General features: G+C 61.5%; 17 protein-coding genes, 3 tRNA genes and 1 pseudogene. 15 read left to right on the top strand and 6 right to left on the bottom strand.

Translation table 11 applies throughout. The features are described 5' to 3' along the window. Positions 1-124: 124 nt before the first annotated feature. Positions 125-973 (bottom strand): RNA methyltransferase, encoded by an 849-nt coding sequence (locus C1M53_RS29995; protein WP_129415682.1) that lies wholly within the window; start codon positions 971-973, stop codon positions 125-127. A gap of 357 nt (positions 974-1330) precedes the next feature. Between C1M53_RS29995 and C1M53_RS29990 the strand changes: the two genes are divergently transcribed. Together C1M53_RS29990 and C1M53_RS29985 are read left to right on the top strand one after the other, a co-directional pair. Then, positions 1331-1415 (top strand) — tRNA-Tyr (locus tag C1M53_RS29990). A gap of 121 nt (positions 1416-1536) precedes the next feature. Next, positions 1537-1610: transfer RNA gene (locus tag C1M53_RS29985), tRNA-Gly, on the top strand. A gap of 101 nt (positions 1611-1711) precedes the next feature. Here C1M53_RS29985 and C1M53_RS29980 read toward each other — a convergent pair. From C1M53_RS29980 to C1M53_RS29965, 4 genes are all read right to left on the bottom strand, one after another. After that, complete coding sequence (locus C1M53_RS29980; RefSeq protein WP_129415681.1) at positions 1712-1879, bottom strand: Thivi_2564 family membrane protein; 168 nt, start codon at positions 1877-1879, stop codon at positions 1712-1714. A gap of 51 nt (positions 1880-1930) precedes the next feature. Continuing rightward, a complete protein-coding gene (locus C1M53_RS29975) occupies positions 1931-2284 on the bottom strand; it encodes a hypothetical protein (protein ID WP_129415680.1) in 354 nt (117 codons plus the stop codon). A gap of 209 nt (positions 2285-2493) precedes the next feature. After that, on the bottom strand, positions 2494-2790 hold the full coding sequence (locus tag C1M53_RS29970; RefSeq protein WP_129415679.1) for a DUF982 domain-containing protein: 297 nt from the start codon (positions 2788-2790) through the stop codon (positions 2494-2496). 237 nt (positions 2791-3027) lie between these two features. After that, the gene (locus tag C1M53_RS29965) at positions 3028-3474 is read right to left on the bottom strand and encodes a YidB family protein (protein ID WP_129415678.1); all 447 of its coding nucleotides are present in this window, start codon (positions 3472-3474) and stop codon (positions 3028-3030) included. 147 nt (positions 3475-3621) lie between these two features. On the opposite strand from C1M53_RS29965, the gene C1M53_RS29960 reads away from it, so the two are divergent. Next, a complete protein-coding gene (locus C1M53_RS29960) occupies positions 3622-3876 on the top strand; it encodes a GlsB/YeaQ/YmgE family stress response membrane protein (protein WP_129415677.1) in 255 nt (84 codons plus the stop codon). A gap of 90 nt (positions 3877-3966) precedes the next feature. On the opposite strand, the gene C1M53_RS29955 is transcribed toward C1M53_RS29960, so the two are convergent. Next, positions 3967-4200, bottom strand: a complete 234-nt coding sequence (locus tag C1M53_RS29955; protein WP_129415676.1) for a DUF680 domain-containing protein — start codon at positions 4198-4200, stop codon at positions 3967-3969. Positions 4201-4537: 337 nt separating this feature from the next. Here C1M53_RS29955 and tuf point away from each other — a divergent pair, with 337 nt between their 5' ends. The 12 genes and pseudogenes from tuf (at position 4538) to rpoC (ending at position 19587) form a co-directional block, all read left to right on the top strand. Continuing rightward, a complete protein-coding gene (tuf, locus tag C1M53_RS29950) occupies positions 4538-5713 on the top strand; it encodes an elongation factor Tu (RefSeq protein ID WP_129415661.1) in 1176 nt (391 codons plus the stop codon). A 171-nt stretch (positions 5714-5884) separates the two neighbouring features. Continuing rightward, positions 5885-6364 (top strand): group II truncated hemoglobin, encoded by a 480-nt coding sequence (locus C1M53_RS29945; protein ID WP_129415675.1) that lies wholly within the window; start codon positions 5885-5887, stop codon positions 6362-6364. 36 nt (positions 6365-6400) lie between these two features. Then, on the top strand, positions 6401-6952 hold the full coding sequence (locus C1M53_RS29940) for a putative glycolipid-binding domain-containing protein (protein ID WP_129415674.1): 552 nt from the start codon (positions 6401-6403) through the stop codon (positions 6950-6952). A 101-nt stretch (positions 6953-7053) separates the two neighbouring features. Continuing rightward, positions 7054-7129: transfer RNA gene (locus C1M53_RS29935), tRNA-Trp, on the top strand. Between the two features lie 344 nt (positions 7130-7473). After that, complete coding sequence (gene secE, locus C1M53_RS29930) at positions 7474-7677, top strand: preprotein translocase subunit SecE (RefSeq protein ID WP_054314107.1); 204 nt, start codon at positions 7474-7476, stop codon at positions 7675-7677. 27 nt (positions 7678-7704) lie between these two features. Continuing rightward, positions 7705-8244: a transcription termination/antitermination protein NusG gene (nusG, locus tag C1M53_RS29925; RefSeq protein ID WP_054314106.1), complete on the top strand. Its 540-nt coding sequence runs from the start codon at positions 7705-7707 to the stop codon at positions 8242-8244. 169 nt (positions 8245-8413) lie between these two features. Further along, complete coding sequence (rplK, locus tag C1M53_RS29920; RefSeq protein WP_101934581.1) at positions 8414-8842, top strand: 50S ribosomal protein L11; 429 nt, start codon at positions 8414-8416, stop codon at positions 8840-8842. Positions 8843-8846: 4 nt separating this feature from the next. After that, complete coding sequence (gene rplA, locus C1M53_RS29915; RefSeq protein ID WP_129415673.1) at positions 8847-9545, top strand: 50S ribosomal protein L1; 699 nt, start codon at positions 8847-8849, stop codon at positions 9543-9545. Between the two features lie 392 nt (positions 9546-9937). After that, the gene (rplJ, locus tag C1M53_RS29910; RefSeq protein ID WP_129415672.1) at positions 9938-10456 is read left to right on the top strand and encodes a 50S ribosomal protein L10; all 519 of its coding nucleotides are present in this window, start codon (positions 9938-9940) and stop codon (positions 10454-10456) included. A gap of 51 nt (positions 10457-10507) precedes the next feature. Next, positions 10508-10885, top strand: coding sequence for a 50S ribosomal protein L7/L12 (gene rplL, locus C1M53_RS29905; protein WP_129415671.1), 378 nt, complete (start codon positions 10508-10510; stop codon positions 10883-10885). Between the two features lie 227 nt (positions 10886-11112). Then, a pseudogene (gene rpoB, locus C1M53_RS29900) lies at positions 11113-15248 on the top strand (DNA-directed RNA polymerase subunit beta). A 142-nt stretch (positions 15249-15390) separates the two neighbouring features. Then, a complete protein-coding gene (rpoC, locus tag C1M53_RS29895; RefSeq protein ID WP_129415670.1) occupies positions 15391-19587 on the top strand; it encodes a DNA-directed RNA polymerase subunit beta' in 4197 nt (1398 codons plus the stop codon). Positions 19588-19630 lie beyond the last annotated feature (43 nt).

The following is a 19630-nucleotide window of genomic DNA, read 5'->3' as shown; positions in this document are numbered from 1 at the left end:
GGCGAGGTGGATCGACCCATCATGACCCGGTTCGGCGATGTTCCGCTTCGATCAGGGTCTCATGTTCAGGCGCAAGCCCTTGCCCTCGACCCCAACGCGAGGGCATTCTTTTTGGGGAAACAACTCAGCCGAGGAAGCGTCGCACCGCGTAGAGCGCTACTGCGGCGGCGTTGGAGACGTTGAGCGAGCGGATGGCCCCTGGCATGTCTAACTTGGCCAGTGCCGTTACCGTCTCTCGGGTCTTCTGGCGCAGTCCCTTGCCTTCCGCACCCAGCACCAGGGCGATCCTGTCGCCCGAGAAGGTTTTCTCGAGCTCTGCCGGTCCATCCGAATCGAGGCCGATCGTCTGGAAACCCGCCTCATGCAGTTCGCCGAGTGCCTCGGCGAGGTTCTTCACTTCGATGTGGTCGATATGCTCGAGCGCGCCGGATGCCGATTTTGCCAGAACGCCGCTTTCCTGCGGGCTGTGACGCGCGGTGGTGATCAGCGCCCCGGCACCGAAAGCGACGGCCGAACGCAGGATGGCGCCGACATTGTGCGGATCGGTGACCTGGTCGAGAACCAGCACCAGATTGCTGTCGCCGAGTGCATCGAGCCGCTTTGGCTTCAGCGGCTCGGCCTCGATCAGGACACCCTGATGTACGGCGTCCGATCCGGTCAGCTTGTCGATGTCACGTGGTTCGACCAGTTCGGCCGTGAAAGGCAGAGCGGTGATGTCGGAGATGTCGAGCCGCTCCAGCGCGTTGCGTGTGACCAGCATGGAGCGGATGCGGCGGGCGGGATTGTCGAGCGCCGCACGCACCGTATGCAGTCCATAGAGCCGCACCAGCCCGTTTGCCGGGCCTTCGCCTGGCGCAACTTTCGGGCGCGGCCGGAAGGCCGGAGCCCCGCCGGTCTTTTCCTCGCGATGCGCACGCCGCAGCCGCGCGTAGTGGCTGTCCTTCGGCGTTCCCTTCTTGGTGTCGTTGCTCATCAGGTGGCTCCGGCTTTGCGCACGCGCAGTTTTAGCGGAGATGTCGCGGCCGTGTCCAAAAGTAAACCGGTATGTCGGTTTTTCTTTCCGGGGATTGCGGAATCGCGTCGAGGTCCCCTTGTTCCGGCTTTGAAACAGGGCTTGGCAATCGCCCGAAGCTTCGTCAGGCGAGCCGCATTTCGCGACTTTCCTCTTAGCCGCGACAGGTTTGCGGAGTTTGGTCGGAGCGGCTGCCGCCCGAGATGAAGAAAATCATCCTGGTGGTTGCCAGCCGTGGTTGACAGGCCGAACCTCAACCGCCATAAGGCACCCGGTTTCCGGCCGGCCGATCCCGTAACAGGGACAGGTCACGGTTAAGGGAGAATGTCCCGAGCGGCAAAGGGGGCGGACTGTAAATCCGCTGGCTACGCCTTCGTAGGTTCGAGTCCTACTTCTCCCACCACTTCTTCTCCAAGAGAACAGTGTCGAATGGCTGCAAGGCCGCTGCCTTGTTCAGTCGGCCAAATTTCTTGTGGAACGGGCTTCCGGATCGCCGTCATCTCCTCTATGGATGCGGACGCAAAGCGGGTGTAGCTCAATGGTAGAGCAGCAGCCTTCCAAGCTGAATACGAGGGTTCGATTCCCTTCACCCGCTCCAGTCAATTCTGTCATCGAGACAAATAAAGGCCGCGCGACGCGCGGCCTTTATCCTGTTGCGAGTGGGGCGCCTCCATGCGTGGAGGCGTCGGCGCGGGCTGGTTAGAACACCGCCAGGTATTTGAGCAGCGACACGATGCCGATCAGAATCACGATGATCTGCACGATTTGCCGGATGCGGCCGTCGAGCGGCAGCCGCTGCACGAGATAAAGCACGAGCACGATCACCAGGAAGGTGATCAGGATGCTGATCAACATGGAAGAAGCCATGGCAATTTCCTCACAAGGTTTGCTGGGGTCGGTTCAAGCCGTCGGACCGGCCTACCAGTAGCTGTCCCTGCCGCTGTGGGATCTGGCCAGGGCCATGCCGGCAAGCAGCGCCAAAGCGCCGACCACCGCCACGACCGCGGTCGTGGCACGCGGGTTCTCCCTTGCCGTTTCCGAAACGGATTGTGCCTGGCTGCGCAGATGGCGCATGGCTCTTGCCGCGGTTGCCGATGCGGTCCGGTAGGCGTCATCGGCGTGATCGACGGCCTCGTCGAAGACCTCAGCTCCGCGCGCGGCCAGCGATTTGTTGAGCTTTGCGACCTCACGGCGCAATTCCGCGAGTTGCCCTTCGAGTGCCGCCTGGATGTCTGTTCCGTTGGTGTGCGTCTGTTTGGATGTAGCGACCATTCCACACTCCTTTGATCGAGATACACAGCCGAAACGGCGGAGGCGGACGGTTCGTTCCGAAATTGTGCAATCCAAGAAATAACGTTGCCTGACAACGCGTTACAAAGGCTGTTGGAGTTTTTTGCTCGCCGCTGACCATAAAGAAAACGCCGCCCTGGGAGAGTGGCGGCGTTTCGCGTGTTGATTCAAAAGCTGATGAGCGACGCAGGCTAGGCGCTGAGCCGTCCCCATTCCTGCGCCACGGTGAGCGCGGCGCGGTCGAGTGCCTCTTCGGTCAAGATACCCTTGTTGTGCGCAAAACGTTCGAACGCGTCGCGAGCCTTTGCCGCAGGTAGCACGCGGGCGATGGCGTCACGGCAGGAAGCGATTGCCGCAGCATGGTCGTCGTCGCGGGTGCCGTTCCATTCAAGCAACACGTCATAGGCTTCGAGCGCATTGTCCACGTCACGTGGGAAGCCGAGGCCCATGAAGATCGAAACGGGATTGTTGAAACGAAGGTCGGTCATGGAAGTCCGTCTCCTTGATGATGGCGCCTTTTTGGCTGTCCAAAAGGGGCAAGGAAATGGTCGGTCTCGTCACAATTGGAGACGTGATCGCGCAGATGCGTGATGGAATCGATTAAGTTCCTTTGCGGCGGCGGAAACCGCAGGTCTCTCCGGAATGCGTCAGCCGGCAAGCGGGGCTGTCGTTCAAACAAAAACGGGCGCCGAGGCGCCCGTCTTCATTCGGCAAAAGTATGAAACTCAGTTGCCAAACAGTGATTCGAGCTGGTTGCGCGAAGGCACCTGACCGTTGGGCGTCAGCTTGTCGACAACCCCCGGCAGAGCATTGGACAATTGTTTCAGCAGCTCCTGTTCATCGAGACCGGTCCGAGCAGCGATCTCACGGATTACCTGTGGGCCAAGTGCCTTTCCGAGCGTGCCGGCGTCGATCGACTGGTTTTGACCGGTGCCAACCCAGGAATCGGCAACCTGACCGTGGCCGGCATCCTTCAGCTTGTCGAGCAGACCGCCAAGACCGCCGAGCAGGCCGCCATCGGCACCGGCGTTGTCGGGTGCCGCGGGTTCAGGCGCAGGCTGCTGTGCCGAACCGCCACCACCGAGCATTTTGCCCACCAGCAGGGCGCCCAGCGCGATCATCAGGGGTTTGGTGATGTTGCCGCCTGGAACGGCGTTGTCGAACAGTCCCATCGTGGATCTCCATTGTGAACAGTCCTGGCCCACTCAGTCCGGCCCACCCTGACAATTGCCCCTCTACACGACAATTTCAAGACGAGCTTGAGCTTTGGCGCGCCCTATGGAAATCTCTGCCCGCCTGGGGGCAAACGGAGCAGCGCAATGGGAATCATCAGCTGGATTATCCTCGGTGTCATCGCCGGCTTCATCGGCAGCAAGATCGTTAATAAGAGTGGTCAGGGCTTCCTGATGGATATCGTGCTCGGCATCGTCGGGGCGATTGTCGGTGGTGTGATCTTCAGCGCCTTTGGCGCTACCGGTGTCACCGGGCTCAATATCTACAGCTTGATCGTCGCCGTGATCGGTGCGGTCGTGGTTCTGTGGGGCTATCACGCGATCAGTGGTCGACGGGCCTAACGCTTCGAACCCGTAAAATTAAAATATGGAAGGGCCGCGGACGACAGTCGCGCGGCCCTTTCTTGATCTGCTGTTCGATTGCGGGAGCGCTTACTGTCCCCAGATACCCTGGCCGTAGCCGGGGTCAGGCATGGTAAAGGGATCCTGGTCGGTCGGCGAGACGCGGGGTGTCGCAATCGGCGCTGATATCGAAGCCGTGGGTGTCTGATCGACCTGTTCGACGACGTGGCGGTTTGCCTTCTTCACATAGGTTCCGTTGGCGGCGAAGGCGCTGCCGGAAGCGGCAACCAGCAGGGCGGCTGCGGTGAGAACGATCTTGTTCATGGACGAAAACTCCTTGATTTCAAACCCGTGGCTGGTTTCTGGAAGCACCATCGGCGGGCATGACGGATATGTGCCGGTGCTTGGCCGGCTTCCAATCACGACATGATCGCGCGCCGTCACGAGATCGTGGACCGGCCGTGAACGGAGCACCTCGCAGGAGTGCCCTTGCGAACTAGGTTTGAATTCCTACATTCGGTCAAATCCACAGCACTGATCCCGCGCAGTCGATGCGTGCGGTTTCGACGCCAGCTACAAGAGGCTTGTGTTTTGCGGCCTTTGTCGCTAATCGCCGCGCATCCGACTGAACGTAGGTCCAGGCCGTCCAAGGAAAGAGACTATGGCAAAAGGTAAATTCGAGCGTACGAAGCCTCATGTGAACATTGGCACGATTGGTCACGTTGACCATGGCAAGACGTCGCTGACGGCAGCGATCACGAAGTACTTTGGCGAATACAAGCCTTACGATCAGATCGACGCGGCTCCTGAAGAGAAGGCGCGCGGCATCACGATCTCGACGGCGCACGTCGAGTACGAGACGCCGAACCGTCACTATGCGCACGTCGACTGCCCCGGCCACGCCGACTATGTGAAGAACATGATCACGGGTGCCGCTCAGATGGACGGCGCGATCCTGGTTGTTTCGGCCGCTGACGGCCCGATGCCGCAGACCCGCGAGCACATCCTGCTTGCGCGTCAGGTTGGCGTTCCTGCGATCGTGGTGTTCCTGAACAAGGTCGACCAGGTCGACGACGCCGAGCTTCTCGAGCTGGTCGAGCTGGAAGTTCGCGAGCTTCTGTCGAAGTACGAGTTCCCAGGCGACGACATTCCGATCATCAAGGGCTCGGCGCTTGCTGCTCTGGAAGACTCCAACAAGGAGATCGGCGAGACTGCGATCCGCAAGCTGATGGAAGAGGTTGACGCCTACATCCCGACGCCGGAGCGTCCGATCGACAAGCCGTTCCTGATGCCGATCGAAGACGTGTTCTCGATCTCGGGCCGCGGCACGGTTGTGACGGGTCGCGTCGAGCGCGGCATCGTGAAGGTCGGCGAGGAACTGGAAATCGTCGGCATCCGTCCGACCACGAAGACGACCTGCACGGGCGTCGAGATGTTCCGCAAGCTGCTGGACCAGGGCCAGGCTGGCGACAACATCGGCGCGCTGCTGCGTGGCGTTGACCGTGAAGGCGTCGAGCGCGGCCAGGTTCTGGCCAAGCCGGGTTCGGTGAAGCCGCACAAGAAGTTCAAGGCAGAAGCCTACATCCTGACGAAGGAAGAGGGTGGCCGTCATACGCCGTTCTTCACGAACTACCGTCCGCAGTTCTACTTCCGCACGACGGACGTGACGGGCATCGTCTCGCTGCCTGCCGGCACCGAGATGGTGATGCCTGGCGACAACATCACCGTTGACGTCGAGCTTATCGTGCCGATCGCCATGGAAGAGAAGCTGCGCTTCGCTATCCGCGAAGGCGGCCGTACCGTCGGCGCCGGCATCGTCGCTTCCATCGTCGAGTAATCGGCGGTTTGGGTGAATGACGAAAGGGCGGTCTTCGGACCGCCCTTTTTGTTTTGCGAGGAGGAAATGCTTCGACGGGCTTGAGGCCAAATCTGCCCGTCCGGTCAGCTTGCATCCTGGGCTGCGTTTCGGGACATTGTGTCCCTTCATGTCAGCAAGGGAGACGACGGCATGACCGCGGATGTACCCACGCTCTACGATTGGGCCGGCGGAGCCGACCGGCTCATCCGCCTGACGTCGATCTTCTATGACAAGGTGGCGAAAGACCCTGTGGTCGGGCCGGTGTTCCGGAACATGTCGCCGCACCATCCCGCTCACGTAGCGGCCTTCATCGGCGAAGTCTTCGGTGGACCGAAGACCTATTCCGAGAAGCATGGCGGACATCGAGAGATGGTGATGCATCACCTCGACAAACATCTGACCGAGGAGCAGCGCCGCCGCTGGATCAGTCTTCTGATGGATTCGGCAGACGAGGCGGGTCTGCCGGACGATCCGGAATTCCGCTCGGCCTTCGCAGCCTATATCGAATGGGGCACACGGCTGGCGAAGATGAACTCGAATCTGGGCGCGACCTGCGATCCGGAGGAAGAGCCGATGCCGCAATGGGGCTGGGGCGTGCCGGGCGGGCCCTACAAACCACCAGCCGGCTGAGGCATAGTGGCCGGCAGTAAAGGAACGGGTCGGCCGATGGATACGACAATCGTTGCGCGATGGCAGGAGTGGGAAGGCAGCGGCACTCAGCACCTGGTGCTGAATGCCGGGCGCGACGGGCTCTCCGTTGATGCGGTTGCGATCTCATCTGATCCGCATCCTTTCGCGGTCCACTACAGGATCGAGATTGGCACGGACTGGCTGACCCGCCGCGTGGAAGTCGCTTTGGTCGGCCGCAAGGACGAGTTGGTGCTTGAAGCCGACGGTGCCGGGCACTGGACGATGAACGGCCGGCCTGTGCCGGCGCTGGACGGCGCATTGGAGCCGGACCTGTCGGTCAGCCCGTTCACCAACACACTCCCGGTGAAGCGGCTTCGTCTGGCCAAGGGCGCAAGCGCGGAAATCCGCACCGCCTACGTCTACGCGCCGACGCTCGAGGTCTTTCCGGACCCCCAGCGCTATACCTGCCTGGAGGAGGGCAGGCTCTATCTTTATGAATCGCTGGATAGCGACTTCCGTCGCGAGGTCGCATTCGACGAGCATGGTCTGGTCACGGCGTACCCGGGGCTGTTTCGCAGGCTTTTGTGATCGAGCCGGCTTGCGGTGTGATTTGCACAAAAGCTGCTCTTTACAGACGGCACGGAAGCTTCTAGGAAGCGCCTGCCGCGCAGATGATGCGTCGCGACCTTAGGGGTATAGCTCAGTTGGTAGAGCGGCGGTCTCCAAAACCGCAGGTCGCGGGTTCGAGCCCTGCTGCCCCTGCCAGTTTCCCGAATTCCTTGAAAGCTCTGGCCTTGAAATGGCCGCAAGTCTTGCCATATGAGCATTTTTCGGGCATAAGGGCGCCCATAGCCGGGACGGAACGACTGGATGGTTCCGATGCGGCGTTTGGCCATAAAGCGGAAGCTTGCCACTTGCGTGGAACAAGAATCGGTTTTATGTAGACACGACAGACACGCGGCGCGTGGAGCTGGGAAGCCAGCTTTGCGCGTCTGATTTGCATGGATCGAAGGCTTGCTGATTCGGCTTGATCTTCGGTTCTGCGGCACGTCCCGGCCGGCGGGATCATCCAGGAGATCCGGTCAACGGGTCTTGAAAGCAGAGCGGACATGGCGTCGAAGACAACCAATCCTTTCGTCTTCCTTCAGCAGGTGAGGGCGGAGACCGCCAAGGTCACCTGGCCTTCCAGGCGGGAGACGATGATTTCGACGGTCATGGTCCTGGCCTTCGCGGCGATTGCCATGATTTTCTTCTTTGCTGCCGACCAGATCATGGGTCTGGCGGTCGAGATGATCCTCGGCATCGGCAAGTAAGACCACCACGACGGGGATAATTGATAGATGACTGCGCGGTGGTACATCGTTCACGCTTATTCGAACTTCGAGAAGAAGGTCGCTGAAGACATCGAAAACAAGGCCAAGCAGAAGGGCCTGTCGGAGCGCATCGAGCAGATCGTGGTTCCGACCGAGAAGGTGGTCGAGGTTCGTCGCGGCAAGAAGGTCGATGCAGAGCGCAAGTTCTTCCCGGGCTATGTGCTGATGAAGGCTGACCTGAACGATGCGGTGATTTCGCTGGTGAAGAACACGCCGCGCGTGACCGGTTTCCTCGGTGAGGACAAGCATACGGCAAAGCCGATGTTCATCACCGAAAAGGAAGCCGAGCGCATCCTGCATCAGGTGCAGGAGGGTGTGGAGCGGCCGAAGCCGTCGGTCACCTTCGAGATCGGCGAGCAGGTGCGGGTTTCGGACGGGCCTTTCGCGTCGTTCAACGGTTTCGTCCAGGAAGTGGACGAGGAACGCGCCCGCCTCAAGGTGGAAGTTTCGATCTTCGGGCGCGCTGTGCCGGTCGATCTCGAGTTCGGTCAGGTCGAAAAGGGCTGACCGGTTTTCGCTCTCCCGAGGGAGGGCGAAAGGGCGGCGCGGTTGGCGCTGCCGTGAACGGTGGGAGGTGAGGGCGGCTTAGCCGGCCGAACGAGCCGAACCACCAGACTGCAACCGCCGGTGTTTTCCTGAAGTTCGGGAGCCGGCATGACTGAAGGCAGGAAAGAGTATGGCTAAGAAAATAGCGGGCCAGCTCAAGCTCCAGGTTGCCGCGGGTTCTGCGACTCCGTCGCCCCCGATCGGCCCGGCGCTTGGTCAGCGTGGCATCAACATCATGGAATTCTGCAAGGCGTTCAACGCGCAGACGCAGGAATTGGAGAAGGGTTCGCCCATTCCGGTCGTCATCACCTACTATCAGGACAAGTCGTTCACCTTCGTCATGAAGACGCCTCCGGTGAGCTACTTCCTGAAGAAGGCCGCCAACCTGAAGTCGGGCTCGAAGGAGCCGGGCAAGGTAAAGGCTGGCACGATCGCCCGCGACAAGGTGCGCGAGATCGCCGAGAAGAAGATGAAGGACCTGAACGCCAACGACGTGGAAGCAGCAATGCGCATGGTCGAAGGCTCCGCCCGTTCGATGGGCCTGGAAGTGGTGGGCTGAGACGATGGCAAAGATTGCAAAGCGTGTAGCCAAGACCCGCGAAGGCATCGACCCGAACAAGGCCTATGGCCTGGGTGAGGCCCTGCAGATCCTCAAGGATCGCTCGAAGGTGAAGTTCGACGAGACCGTCGAGATCGCCATGAACCTCGGCGTTGATCCGCGTCACGCTGACCAGATGGTGCGCGGCGTGGTCAACCTTCCGAACGGCACGGGCAAGAACGTCCGCGTCGCCGTGTTCGCGCGTGGCGACAAGGCTGAAGAGGCCAAGGCTGCTGGCGCCGACATCGTTGGTGCCGAGGAACTGGTCGACATCGTCCAGAAGGGCACGATCGATTTCGATCGCTGCATCGCCACCCCGGACATGATGCCGCTGGTCGGCCGTCTGGGTAAGGTGCTCGGCCCGCGCGGCATGATGCCGAACCCGAAGGTCGGCACCGTTACGGCTGACGTTGCCGCTGCGGTCAAGGCGTCGAAGGGCGGCGCGGTCGAGTTCCGCGTCGAGAAGGCCGGCATCGTGCATGCCGGCGTTGGCAAGGTCTCGTTCGACGTCAAGGCGCTGGAAGAGAACATCCGCGCTTTCACCGATGCGGTCACCAAGGCCAAGCCTGCTGGCGCCAAGGGCAACTACGTCAAGAAGGTGTCGGTCACCTCGACGATGGGGCCTGGCCTGAAGCTGGACGTCGCGACCTTGGCGGTCGCCTGACAAGTTTGATGCAAGCCGGCTTCTGAAATGCTGGCTTGTCTGAAGAATTCCGGTCCCTGCGCAAGTGGGGACCGGATGCCGGAAATCGAAAGAGATCCGGCATCCTGTCCGAGATTGCAGGCGGCCTAGTCCCGAAAGGGCGGACCTTAATTGGAATGGCCTGCATGAGACGGGGTAGGACCCGACACCGGAGCTTCTGCTCCATGGAAGGTTCGAACCGTGTTTGCCTTTTGTCTGCGCATCGCGCCGGGGAAACCCGTCCGGTGTGGCGAAAGGGGGCAGGATCCTCGAGCGCCGTTCGGGAGATCTGGATTTCTGGATAGCCCGCCCGGCAAAAGGCAACCCGACTGCTGTTCTCGCAAATGGGAAAAGCGGTCTACTGGAGATAGGCAGTGGACAGAGCGGAAAAACGCGAACTCGTCACGGACCTGAACGACGCCTTCAAGGGCGCCGGCTCAGTGGTCGTGGCCCACTATGCCGGTATCACCGTCGCGCAAATGAACGATCTTCGCACGAAGATGCGTCAGGCCGGCGGCACCGTCAAAGTCGCGAAGAACCGCCTCGCCAAGATCGCTCTTCAGGGCACGGAATCCGAAAGCATCATCGATCTGTTCAAGGGACAGACGCTGGTCGCCTATTCGGATGATCCGGTTGCGGCGCCGAAGGTCGCGTCCGATTTCGCCAAGGGAAATGACAAGCTGGTCATTCTCGGCGGCGCGATGGGTTCGACCACGCTCAACGCCGACGGTGTGAAGGCTCTCGCCTCGCTGCCGTCGCTCGACGAGCTGCGCGCCAAGCTGGTTGGCATGATCGCCACCCCGGCAACCCGGATCGCTCAGATTGTCAATGCGCCGGCGGCTTCGGTCGCGCGCGTCGTTGGCGCCTATGCCCGGAAGGACGAGGCGGCGTGAGGCCGTTCCTCATCACAACAACACGTTCGAACCTTATAAAGGAATATCAAAATGGCTGATCTCGCAAAGATCGTTGACGACCTCTCGAGCCTGACCGTCCTCGAGGCGGCTGAGCTCTCGAAGCTTCTGGAAGAGAAGTGGGGCGTTTCGGCTGCCGCTCCGGTGGCTGTTGCTGCTGCTGGCGGCGGTGCCGCTGCTGCTGCTCCGGTTGAAGAGAAGACCGAATTCGACGTCATTCTTGCTGCCTCGGGCGACAAGAAGATCGAAGTCATCAAGGAAGTGCGCGCCATCACCGGCCTGGGCCTCAAGGAAGCCAAGGACCTGGTCGAGGCCGCTCCGAAGCCGGTCAAGGAAGGCGTGGCCAAGGCCGACGCCGAGAAGATCAAGGCCCAGCTGGAAGCAGCCGGCGCCAAGGTCGAGCTGAAGTAATTCAGGGTTTCGGTGGACGGCACATGCCGTCCACCGGTCCTGAAGGGACGTTCTGGAAACCTCTTTCCTGAGGGCCGAAATCCGGCTTTCAGGAAACGGGTTTTCAACCGTTCTGGCCCGGAGCCGCAAGGCAAGGGCACCCGAAGGGACCGCCAGGCGGAGGCGGTCGAGAATTGCAAGGCAGGTCGAGGCGAATGCCTGCCCCAAGAGCTAGCCAAGGAGCGACGATGGCCCAGACGCAGACTTTCAATGGCCGCAGACGCGTACGCAAGTTCTTCGGAAAGATCCCGGAAGTTGCGGAGATGCCGAACCTGATCGAGGTTCAGAAGGCATCTTATGATCAGTTCCTGATGGTGGACGAGCCGAAGGGTGGCCGTCCGGACGAAGGCTGCAGGCCGTTTTCAAGTCGGTGTTCCCGATTTCCGACTTTTCCGGCTCTTCGATGCTGGAATTCGTCAAGTATGAGTTCGAAGCGCCGAAGTTCGACGTTGACGAGTGCCGTCAGCGCGACCTGACCTACGCTGCGCCGCTCAAGGTGACGCTGCGCCTGATCGTGTTCGATATCGATGAGGATACCGGCTCGAAGTCCATCAAGGACATCAAGGAGCAGGACGTGTACATGGGCGACATGCCGCTCATGACCATGAACGGCACCTTCATCGTCAACGGCACCGAGCGCGTCATCGTCTCGCAGATGCACCGCTCGCCGGGCGTCTTCTTCGACCATGACAAGGGCAAGTCGCACTCGTCGGGCAAGCTCTTGTTTGCCGCGCGCGTCATCCCCTATCGCGGTTCTTGGCTCGACATCGAGTTCGACTCGAAGGACGTCGTTCACGCCCGCATCGACCGTCGTCGCAAGATTCCGGTGACGTCGCTGTTGATGGCGCTCGGCATGGACAGCGAAGAGATCCTGTCGACCTTCTACAACAAGATCACCTACAAGCGCACCGGCGACCATTGGCGCATCCCGTTCAGTGTCGACCGTTTCCGCGGCCTGAAGGCCGTCAACGATCTGGTTGATGCCGACACCGGCGAGATCGTCGTCGAACAGGGCAAGAAGATCACCGCCCGCCAGGCACGCCAGCTGGCCGAGAAGGGCCTGAAGGCGATCAAGGCGACGGATGAGGATCTCCTCGGCAACTACCTCGCCGAGGACATCGTCAACTACGCCACCGGTGAGATCTTCCTCGAAGCCGGCGACGAGATCGATGAAAAGACCCTCAAGGTCCTGCTCGGCACGGGCGAGACCGAGATCCAGATTCTCGACATCGACCACGTCAATGTCGGCGCTTACATTCGCAACACGCTGGCTGCCGACAAGAATGAGAGCCGCCAGGACGCACTGTTCGACATCTACCGCGTCATGCGTCCGGGTGAGCCGCCGACGCTCGAGACCGCCGAGGCCATGTTCAACTCGCTGTTCTTCGACAGCGAGCGCTACGACCTGTCGGCCGTCGGCCGCGTCAAGATGAACATGCGTCTGGAACTCGACGCCGAGGACACCGTGCGCGTACTGCGCAAGGATGACATCCTTGCCGTGGTCAAGACGCTGGTCGAACTGCGTGACGGCAAGGGCGAGATCGACGACATCGACAATCTCGGCAACCGCCGCGTGCGTTCGGTAGGCGAGCTCATGGAGAACCAGTACCGCGTCGGTCTGCTCCGTATGGAGCGCGCGATCAAGGAACGTATGTCCTCGATCGAGATCGACACGGTCATGCCGCAGGACCTGATCAACGCCAAGCCCGCGGCTGCTGCGGTGCGCGAGTTCTTCGGTTCCTCGCAGCTGTCGCAGTTCATGGACCAGACCAACCCGCTCTCCGAGATCACGCACAAGCGTCGTCTCTCGGCGCTCGGACCTGGCGGTCTGACCCGCGAGCGCGCCGGCTTCGAAGTCCGCGACGTGCACCCGACGCATTACGGCCGTATCTGCCCGATCGAAACGCCGGAAGGCCCGAACATCGGTCTGATCAACTCGCTGGCCACCTTTGCCCGCGTCAACAAGTACGGCTTCATCGAGAGCCCGTACCGCAAGATCGTTGACGGCAAGCTGACCGACGAGGTCGTCTATCTGTCGGCCATGGAAGAGGCCAAGCACTACGTTGCCCAGGCCAACGCCGAGCTCGACAGGGAAGGCCGTTTCGTCGACGAATTCGTCATCTGCCGTAACGCTGGCGAAGTGATGATGGCGCCGCGCGAAAACGTCGACCTGATGGACGTCTCGCCGAAGCAGATGGTGTCCGTCGCAGCCGCGCTCATCCCGTTCCTCGAGAACGACGACGCCAACCGCGCGCTGATGGGTTCGAACATGCAGCGTCAGGCCGTGCCGCTGGTGCGCGCCGAGGCTCCGTTCGTCGGTACCGGCATGGAGCCGATCGTTGCTCGTGACTCCGGCGCTGCCATCGCGGCTCGCCGCACCGGCATCGTCGACCAGGTGGACGCGACCCGTATCGTTATCCGCGCCACCGAAGATCTCGATCCGGGCAAGTCCGGCGTCGACATCTACCGGCTGATGAAGTTCCAGCGCTCGAACCAGTCGACCTGCATCAACCAGCGTCCGCTGGTCAAGGTGGGCGACCGCATCGAGAAGGGCGACATCATCGCTGACGGTCCTTCGACCGATCTCGGCGATCTGGCGCTCGGCCGCAACGTGCTCGTCGCGTTCATGCCGTGGAACGGCTACAACTACGAGGACTCGATCCTCCTGTCCGAACGCATCGTCGCCGACGACGTCTTCACCTCGATCCACATCGAGGAGTTCGAGGTCATGGCGCGCGATACGAAGCTCGGGCCAGAGGAAATCACCCGCGACATTCCGAACGTTTCGGAAGAAGCGCTGAAGAACCTCGACGAAGCCGGCATCGTCTACATCGGTGCGGAAGTGCAGCCGGGCGACATCCTGGTCGGTAAGATCACGCCGAAGGGCGAAAGCCCGATGACGCCGGAAGAGAAGCTTCTGCGCGCCATCTTCGGTGAAAAGGCGTCCGACGTCCGTGACACCTCCATGCGCATGCCGCCCGGAACCTTCGGCACCGTCGTCGAAGTGCGCGTCTTCAACCGCCACGGCGTGGAGAAGGACGAGCGCGCGATGGCGATCGAGCGCGAGGAGATCGAGCGTCTGGCTAAGGACCGCGACGACGAACAGGCGATCCTCGATCGCAACGTCTACGCACGTCTGTCCGATGTGCTCATCGGCAAGGAGGCTATCGCCGGACCGAAGGGCTTCAAGAAGGGCTCGACGCTGGCCAAGGAAACGCTGGACGACTATCCGCGTTCGCAGTGGTGGCAGTTCGCCGTGGAGAACGAGAAGCTCCAGAGCGAGCTGGAAGCCCTGCGCGGCCAGTACGACGACTCCAAGAAGGCGCTCGAGCAGCGCTTCATGGACAAGGTCGAGAAGGTGCAGCGCGGCGACGAGATGCCTCCGGGCGTCATGAAGATGGTCAAGGTCTTCGTGGCTGTGAAGCGCAAGATGCAGCCGGGCGACAAGATGGCCGGCCGTCACGGCAACAAGGGCGTGGTCTCGCGCATCGTTCCGGTCGAGGACATGCCGTTCCTCGAGGACGGCACGCATGCCGATATCGTGCTCAATCCGCTAGGCGTGCCTTCGCGCATGAACGTCGGCCAGATCCTGGAGACGCATCTGGGCTGGGCTTGCGCTGGCATGGGCAGGAAGATCGGCGAGCTGATCGAAGCCTATAAGGGCGGTGGCGATATCAAGCCGCTGCGCCAGACGATCGAGCAGATCATCCCGGCCAACGACCGCAACGAGCCGGTCCGCGAGTATGACGACGAGTCCATCGTTCGCCTCGGCGAGCAGATGAAGCGCGGCGTCTCCATCGCGACCCCGGTGTTCGACGGTGCGCACGAGGTCAACATCAACGAGATGCTGGAGCAGGCTGGCCTGCACACTTCCGGCCAGTCTCAATTGTATGATGGCCGCACGGGTGAGCCGTTCGACCGCAAGGTGACCATGGGCTATATCTACATGCTCAAGCTTCACCACCTGGTCGACGACAAGATCCACGCCCGTTCGATCGGCCCGTACTCGCTCGTTACCCAGCAGCCGCTGGGCGGCAAGGCGCAGTTCGGCGGTCAGCGCTTCGGCGAAATGGAGGTCTGGGCTCTGGAAGCCTACGGCGCCGCCTACACGCTGCAGGAAATGCTGACCGTGAAGTCGGACGACGTGGCTGGCCGCACCAAGGTCTACGAAGCGATCGTCCGCGGCGACGACACCTTCGAGGCGGGCATTCCCGAGAGCTTCAACGTTCTCGTCAAGGAAATGCGCTCGCTGGGCCTCAACGTCGAGCTCGAGAACACCAAGGTCGAGAACGGTCCGCAGAGCCTGCCGGACGCGGCCGAGTAAGACATATAGCGGGCGCGGAGATATTCGCGCCCGCCCCGATGTCTACCAAGAATGAGATTTTCCGGCTCAGGCCGGGTTTCGCGAGCGGTGGCTCGCAGTCACATGCAAAGGGGTTTTCGAGGACCCCGAAAAGGAGAATGGCATGAACCAAGAGGTCATGAATCTCTTCAATCCGCAGGCGCCCGCGCAGGTGTTCGATTCCATTCGCATCTCGCTGGCGTCGCCTGACAAGATTCTGTCCTGGTCGTTCGGTGAGATCAAGAAGCCGGAGACGATCAACTACCGCACGTTCAAGCCCGAGCGTGACGGTCTGTTCTGCGCGCGCATCTTTGGTCCGATCAAGGACTACGAATGCCTGTGCGGCAAGTACAAGCGCATGAAGTACAAGGGCGTCATCTGCGAAAAGTGCGGCGTGGAAGTCACGCTGTCGCGCGTTCGCCGCGAGCGCATGGGCCACATCGAGCTCGCCGCTCCGGTCGCTCACATCTGGTTCCTGAAGTCGCTTCCGTCGCGCATCGGCACGCTGCTCGACATGACGCTGAAGGATATCGAGCGCGTCCTCTACTTCGAGAACTACATCGTCACCGAGCCGGGCCTCACCGCGCTGAAGGAGCATCAGCTTCTCAGCGAGGAGGAGTACATGCTGGCCGTCGACGAGTACGGCGAAGATTCCTTCACCGCGATGATCGGCGCCGAGGCCATCCATGACCTTCTCGCCGGCATGGAACTGGAGAAGATCGCGGGCGACCTGCGTTCGGAACTCGCTTCCACGACGTCGGAGCTGAAGCAGAAGAAGCTCTTGAAGCGCCTCAAGGTGGTCGAGAACTTCATGGAATCCGGCAATCGTCCGGAATGGATGATCATGAAGGTCGTCCCCGTCATCCCGCCGGACCTGCGCCCGCTGGTTCCGCTGGACGGCGGCCGTTTTGCGACGTCCGACCTGAACGATCTCTATCGCCGCGTTATCAACCGTAACAACCGTCTGAAGCGCCTCATCGAGCTGCGCGCGCCCGGCATCATCGTGCGCAACGAAAAGCGCATGCTGCAGGAAGCCGTCGACGCACTGTTCGACAACGGTCGCCGCGGCCGCGTCATCACCGGCGCCAACAAGCGTCCGCTGAAGTCGCTGTCCGACATGCTGAAGGGCAAGCAGGGTCGCTTCCGCCAGAACCTGCTCGGCAAGCGCGTCGACTATTCCGGCCGCTCGGTCATCGTGACCGGTCCGGAGCTGAAGCTGCATCAGTGCGGCCTGCCGAAGAAGATGGCGCTGGAGCTGTTCAAGCCCTTCATCTACGCCCGCCTCGACGCCAAGGGTTACTCCTCGACCGTCAAGCAGGCAAAGAAGCTGGTCGAGAAGGAGCGTCCGGAAGTCTGGGATATCCTCGACGAGGTCATCCGCGAACATCCGGTGCTGCTCAACCGCGCGCCGACGCTTCACCGCCTCGGCATCCAGGCGTTCGAGCCCACCCTGATCGAAGGCAAGGCGATCCAGCTTCACCCGCTGGTCTGCACGGCCTTCAACGCCGACTTCGACGGTGACCAGATGGCGGTCCACGTGCCGCTGTCGCTGGAAGCGCAGCTTGAAGCCCGCGTGCTGATGATGTCGACCAACAACATCCTGCACCCGGCCTCCGGCGCACCGATCATCGTGCCGTCGCAGGACATGGTTCTGGGCCTCTACTATCTCTCGATCGTCAACCAGAACGAACCGGGAGAGGGCATGGCTTTCGCCGACATGGGCGAACTGCAGCATGCGCTGGAGACCAAGGCCGTTACCCTGCACGCCAAGATCAAGGGCCGCTTCCGGACCGTTGATGCGGAAGGCAATGTCGTGTCGAAGATCTACGACACCACGCCCGGCCGCATGATCCTCGGCGAACTGCTGCCGAAGAACGTCAACGTGCCGTTCGAGACCGCCAACCAGGAGATGACCAAGAAGAACATCTCCAAGATGATCGACACGGTCTACCGCCATTGCGGTCAGAAAGAGACGGTCATCTTCTGCGATCGTATCATGGCCCTCGGCTTCGCCCATGCCTGCCGCGCCGGTATTTCGTTCGGCAAGGACGACATGCTGATCCCGGACACCAAGGAGAAGCTGGTTGCCGAGACCGAGGCTTTGGCCAAGGAATACGAGCAGCAGTACAATGACGGCCTGATCACCCAGGGCGAGAAGTACAACAAGGTCGTCGACGCCTGGGCCAAGTGCTCGGAAAAGGTCGCCGACGAAATGATGGGCCGCATCAAGGCGGTCGAGTTCGATCCGAGCGGCCGTCAGAAGCCGATGAACTCGATCTACATGATGTCGCATTCGGGTGCGCGTGGCTCGCCCACCCAGATGCGTCAGCTCGCCGGTATGCGCGGCCTGATGGCCAAGCCGTCGGGTGAAATCATCGAGACGCCGATCATCTCGAACTTCAAGGAAGGCCTGACGGTTCTGGAGTACTTCAACTCCACGCACGGCGCCCGCAAGGGTCTGGCTGACACCGCTCTGAAGACCGCGAACTCGGGTTACCTGACCCGTCGTCTGGTCGACGTGGCGCAGGACTGCATCGTCAACTCCGTGGATTGCGGCACCGAAAAGGGCCTCACCATGCAGCCGATCGTCGATGCGGGCCAGATCGTCGCGTCCATCGGCCAGCGCGTGCTGGGTCGTACGGCACTCGACGACATCAACCATCCGGTCACCGGCGATCTGCTGGTCAAGGCTGGCACGATGATGGACGAGCGCGATGTCGAGCAGATCGAGAAGGCAGGCGTACAGTCGGTCCGCATCCGCTCGGCGCTGACCTGTGAAGTCCGCATCGGCGTCTGCGCGGTCTGCTACGGTCGCGATCTTGCCCGCGGTACTCCGGTCAACCAGGGCGAGGCTGTCGGCGTCATCGCCGCACAGTCGATCGGCGAGCCGGGCACGCAGCTCACCATGCGTACCTTCCACATGGGCGGCACCGCCCAGGTGGTTGACTCCTCCTATCTCGAGGCGTCGTATGAAGGCACCGTGTCTGTTCGCAACCGCAGCGTTGTCCGCAACTCCGATGGCAACCTCGTGGTGATGGGCCGCAACATGGCGATCCTGATCCTTGACGAAACCGGCAAGGAGCGTGCCACGCACCGGGTCACCTATGGTTCGCGCATCTACGTGGACGACGGTGACAAGGTGAAGCGCGGCCAGCGTATCGCCGAGTGGGATCCGTACACCCGTCCGATCCTCACCGAAATCGAGGGTCGCGTGGCGTTCGAAGATCTGGTCGATGGCATTTCCGTTCAGGAGACTGCCGATGAGTCGACCGGTATCACCAAGCGCGAGGTCATCGACTGGCGGTCCACGCCGCGTGGTTCGGACCTCAAGCCGGCGATCGTCGTCCAGGACGCCAAGGGCAAGGTCGGCAAGCTGTCGAAGGGTGGCGATGCCCGCTTCCTGCTCTCGGTCGAGGCAATCCTCTCGGTCGAGCCGGGTTCGACGGTCAAGCCGGGCGACGTGCTCGCTCGTATCCCGATGGAAAGCGCCAAGACCAAGGACATCACCGGCGGTCTGCCGCGCGTGGCCGAACTGTTCGAGGCTCGCCGTCCGAAGGATCACGCCATCATCGCCGAGATCGATGGTACGGTCCGCTTCGGCCGCGACTACAAGAACAAGCGCCGCATCATCATCGAGCCGCATGACTCGACGCTGGAGCCGGTCGAATACCTGATCCCGAAGGGCAAGCCGTTCCATCTCCAGGATGGCGACGTCATCGAGAAGGGCGACTACATCCTCGACGGCAATCCTGCGCCGCACGACATCCTGGCGATCAAGGGCGTGGAGGCTCTGGCCTCCTACCTCGTCAACGAAATCCAGGAAGTCTACCGGTTGCAGGGCGTGACGATCAACGACAAGCACATCGAAGTGATCGTCCGTCAGATGCTGCAGAAGGTGGAAATCACCGAACAGGGCGACTCGACCTATATCCCGGGCGACCATGTCGACGTGATCGAGCTGGACGAGATCAACGAGCGCTTGATCGAGGAAGGCAAGAAGCCAGCGGCCGGCCAGCCGGTGCTGCTCGGCATCACCAAGGCCTCGCTGCAGACGCCGTCCTTCATCTCGGCCGCCTCCTTCCAGGAGACGACCCGCGTGCTGACGGAAGCTGCCGTTGCCGGCAAGACCGACATGCTGCAGGGCCTGAAGGAAAACGTCATCGTCGGCCGTCTGATCCCGGCCGGTACCGGTGGCCAGATGAGCCAGATCCGTCGCATTGCGACGCATCGCGACGAGCTCATCCTCGACGAGCGTCGCAAGACGTCCGGCGTTGAAGTGGCCGAGCCGATGCTGACCGAAATGGTCACCGCCGCGCAGTAAGCGGTTATCAAACGATGCAAAAAGGGGCCTTTGGGCCCCTTTT

Source organism: Mesorhizobium sp. Pch-S (assembly GCF_004136315.1).
Lineage (GTDB): Bacteria > Pseudomonadota > Alphaproteobacteria > Rhizobiales > Rhizobiaceae > Mesorhizobium.
This window is presented reverse-complemented; position numbering and strand designations above follow the sequence as displayed.

Excerpts from the sequence above, each read along its gene's own strand:
- C1M53_RS29995 (WP_129415682.1), bottom strand. The coding sequence starts at position 973 with ATGAGCAACGACACCAAGAAGGGAACGCCGAAGGACAGCCACTACGCG.
- C1M53_RS29980 (WP_129415681.1), bottom strand. The coding sequence starts at position 1,879 with ATGGCTTCTTCCATGTTGATCAGCATCCTGATCACCTTCCTGGTGATC.
- C1M53_RS29975 (WP_129415680.1), bottom strand. The coding sequence starts at position 2,284 with ATGGTCGCTACATCCAAACAGACGCACACCAACGGAACAGACATCCAG.
- C1M53_RS29970 (WP_129415679.1), bottom strand. The coding sequence starts at position 2,790 with ATGACCGACCTTCGTTTCAACAATCCCGTTTCGATCTTCATGGGCCTC.
- C1M53_RS29965 (WP_129415678.1), bottom strand. The coding sequence starts at position 3,474 with ATGGGACTGTTCGACAACGCCGTTCCAGGCGGCAACATCACCAAACCC.
- C1M53_RS29960 (WP_129415677.1), top strand. The coding sequence starts at position 3,622 with ATGGGAATCATCAGCTGGATTATCCTCGGTGTCATCGCCGGCTTCATC.
- C1M53_RS29955 (WP_129415676.1), bottom strand. The coding sequence starts at position 4,200 with ATGAACAAGATCGTTCTCACCGCAGCCGCCCTGCTGGTTGCCGCTTCC.
- tuf (WP_129415661.1), top strand. The coding sequence starts at position 4,538 with ATGGCAAAAGGTAAATTCGAGCGTACGAAGCCTCATGTGAACATTGGC.
- C1M53_RS29945 (WP_129415675.1), top strand. The coding sequence starts at position 5,885 with ATGACCGCGGATGTACCCACGCTCTACGATTGGGCCGGCGGAGCCGAC.
- C1M53_RS29940 (WP_129415674.1), top strand. The coding sequence starts at position 6,401 with ATGGATACGACAATCGTTGCGCGATGGCAGGAGTGGGAAGGCAGCGGC.
- secE (WP_054314107.1), top strand. The coding sequence starts at position 7,474 with ATGGCGTCGAAGACAACCAATCCTTTCGTCTTCCTTCAGCAGGTGAGG.
- nusG (WP_054314106.1), top strand. The coding sequence starts at position 7,705 with ATGACTGCGCGGTGGTACATCGTTCACGCTTATTCGAACTTCGAGAAG.
- rplK (WP_101934581.1), top strand. The coding sequence starts at position 8,414 with ATGGCTAAGAAAATAGCGGGCCAGCTCAAGCTCCAGGTTGCCGCGGGT.
- rplA (WP_129415673.1), top strand. The coding sequence starts at position 8,847 with ATGGCAAAGATTGCAAAGCGTGTAGCCAAGACCCGCGAAGGCATCGAC.
- rplL (WP_129415671.1), top strand. The coding sequence starts at position 10,508 with ATGGCTGATCTCGCAAAGATCGTTGACGACCTCTCGAGCCTGACCGTC.
- rpoC (WP_129415670.1), top strand. The coding sequence starts at position 15,391 with ATGAACCAAGAGGTCATGAATCTCTTCAATCCGCAGGCGCCCGCGCAG.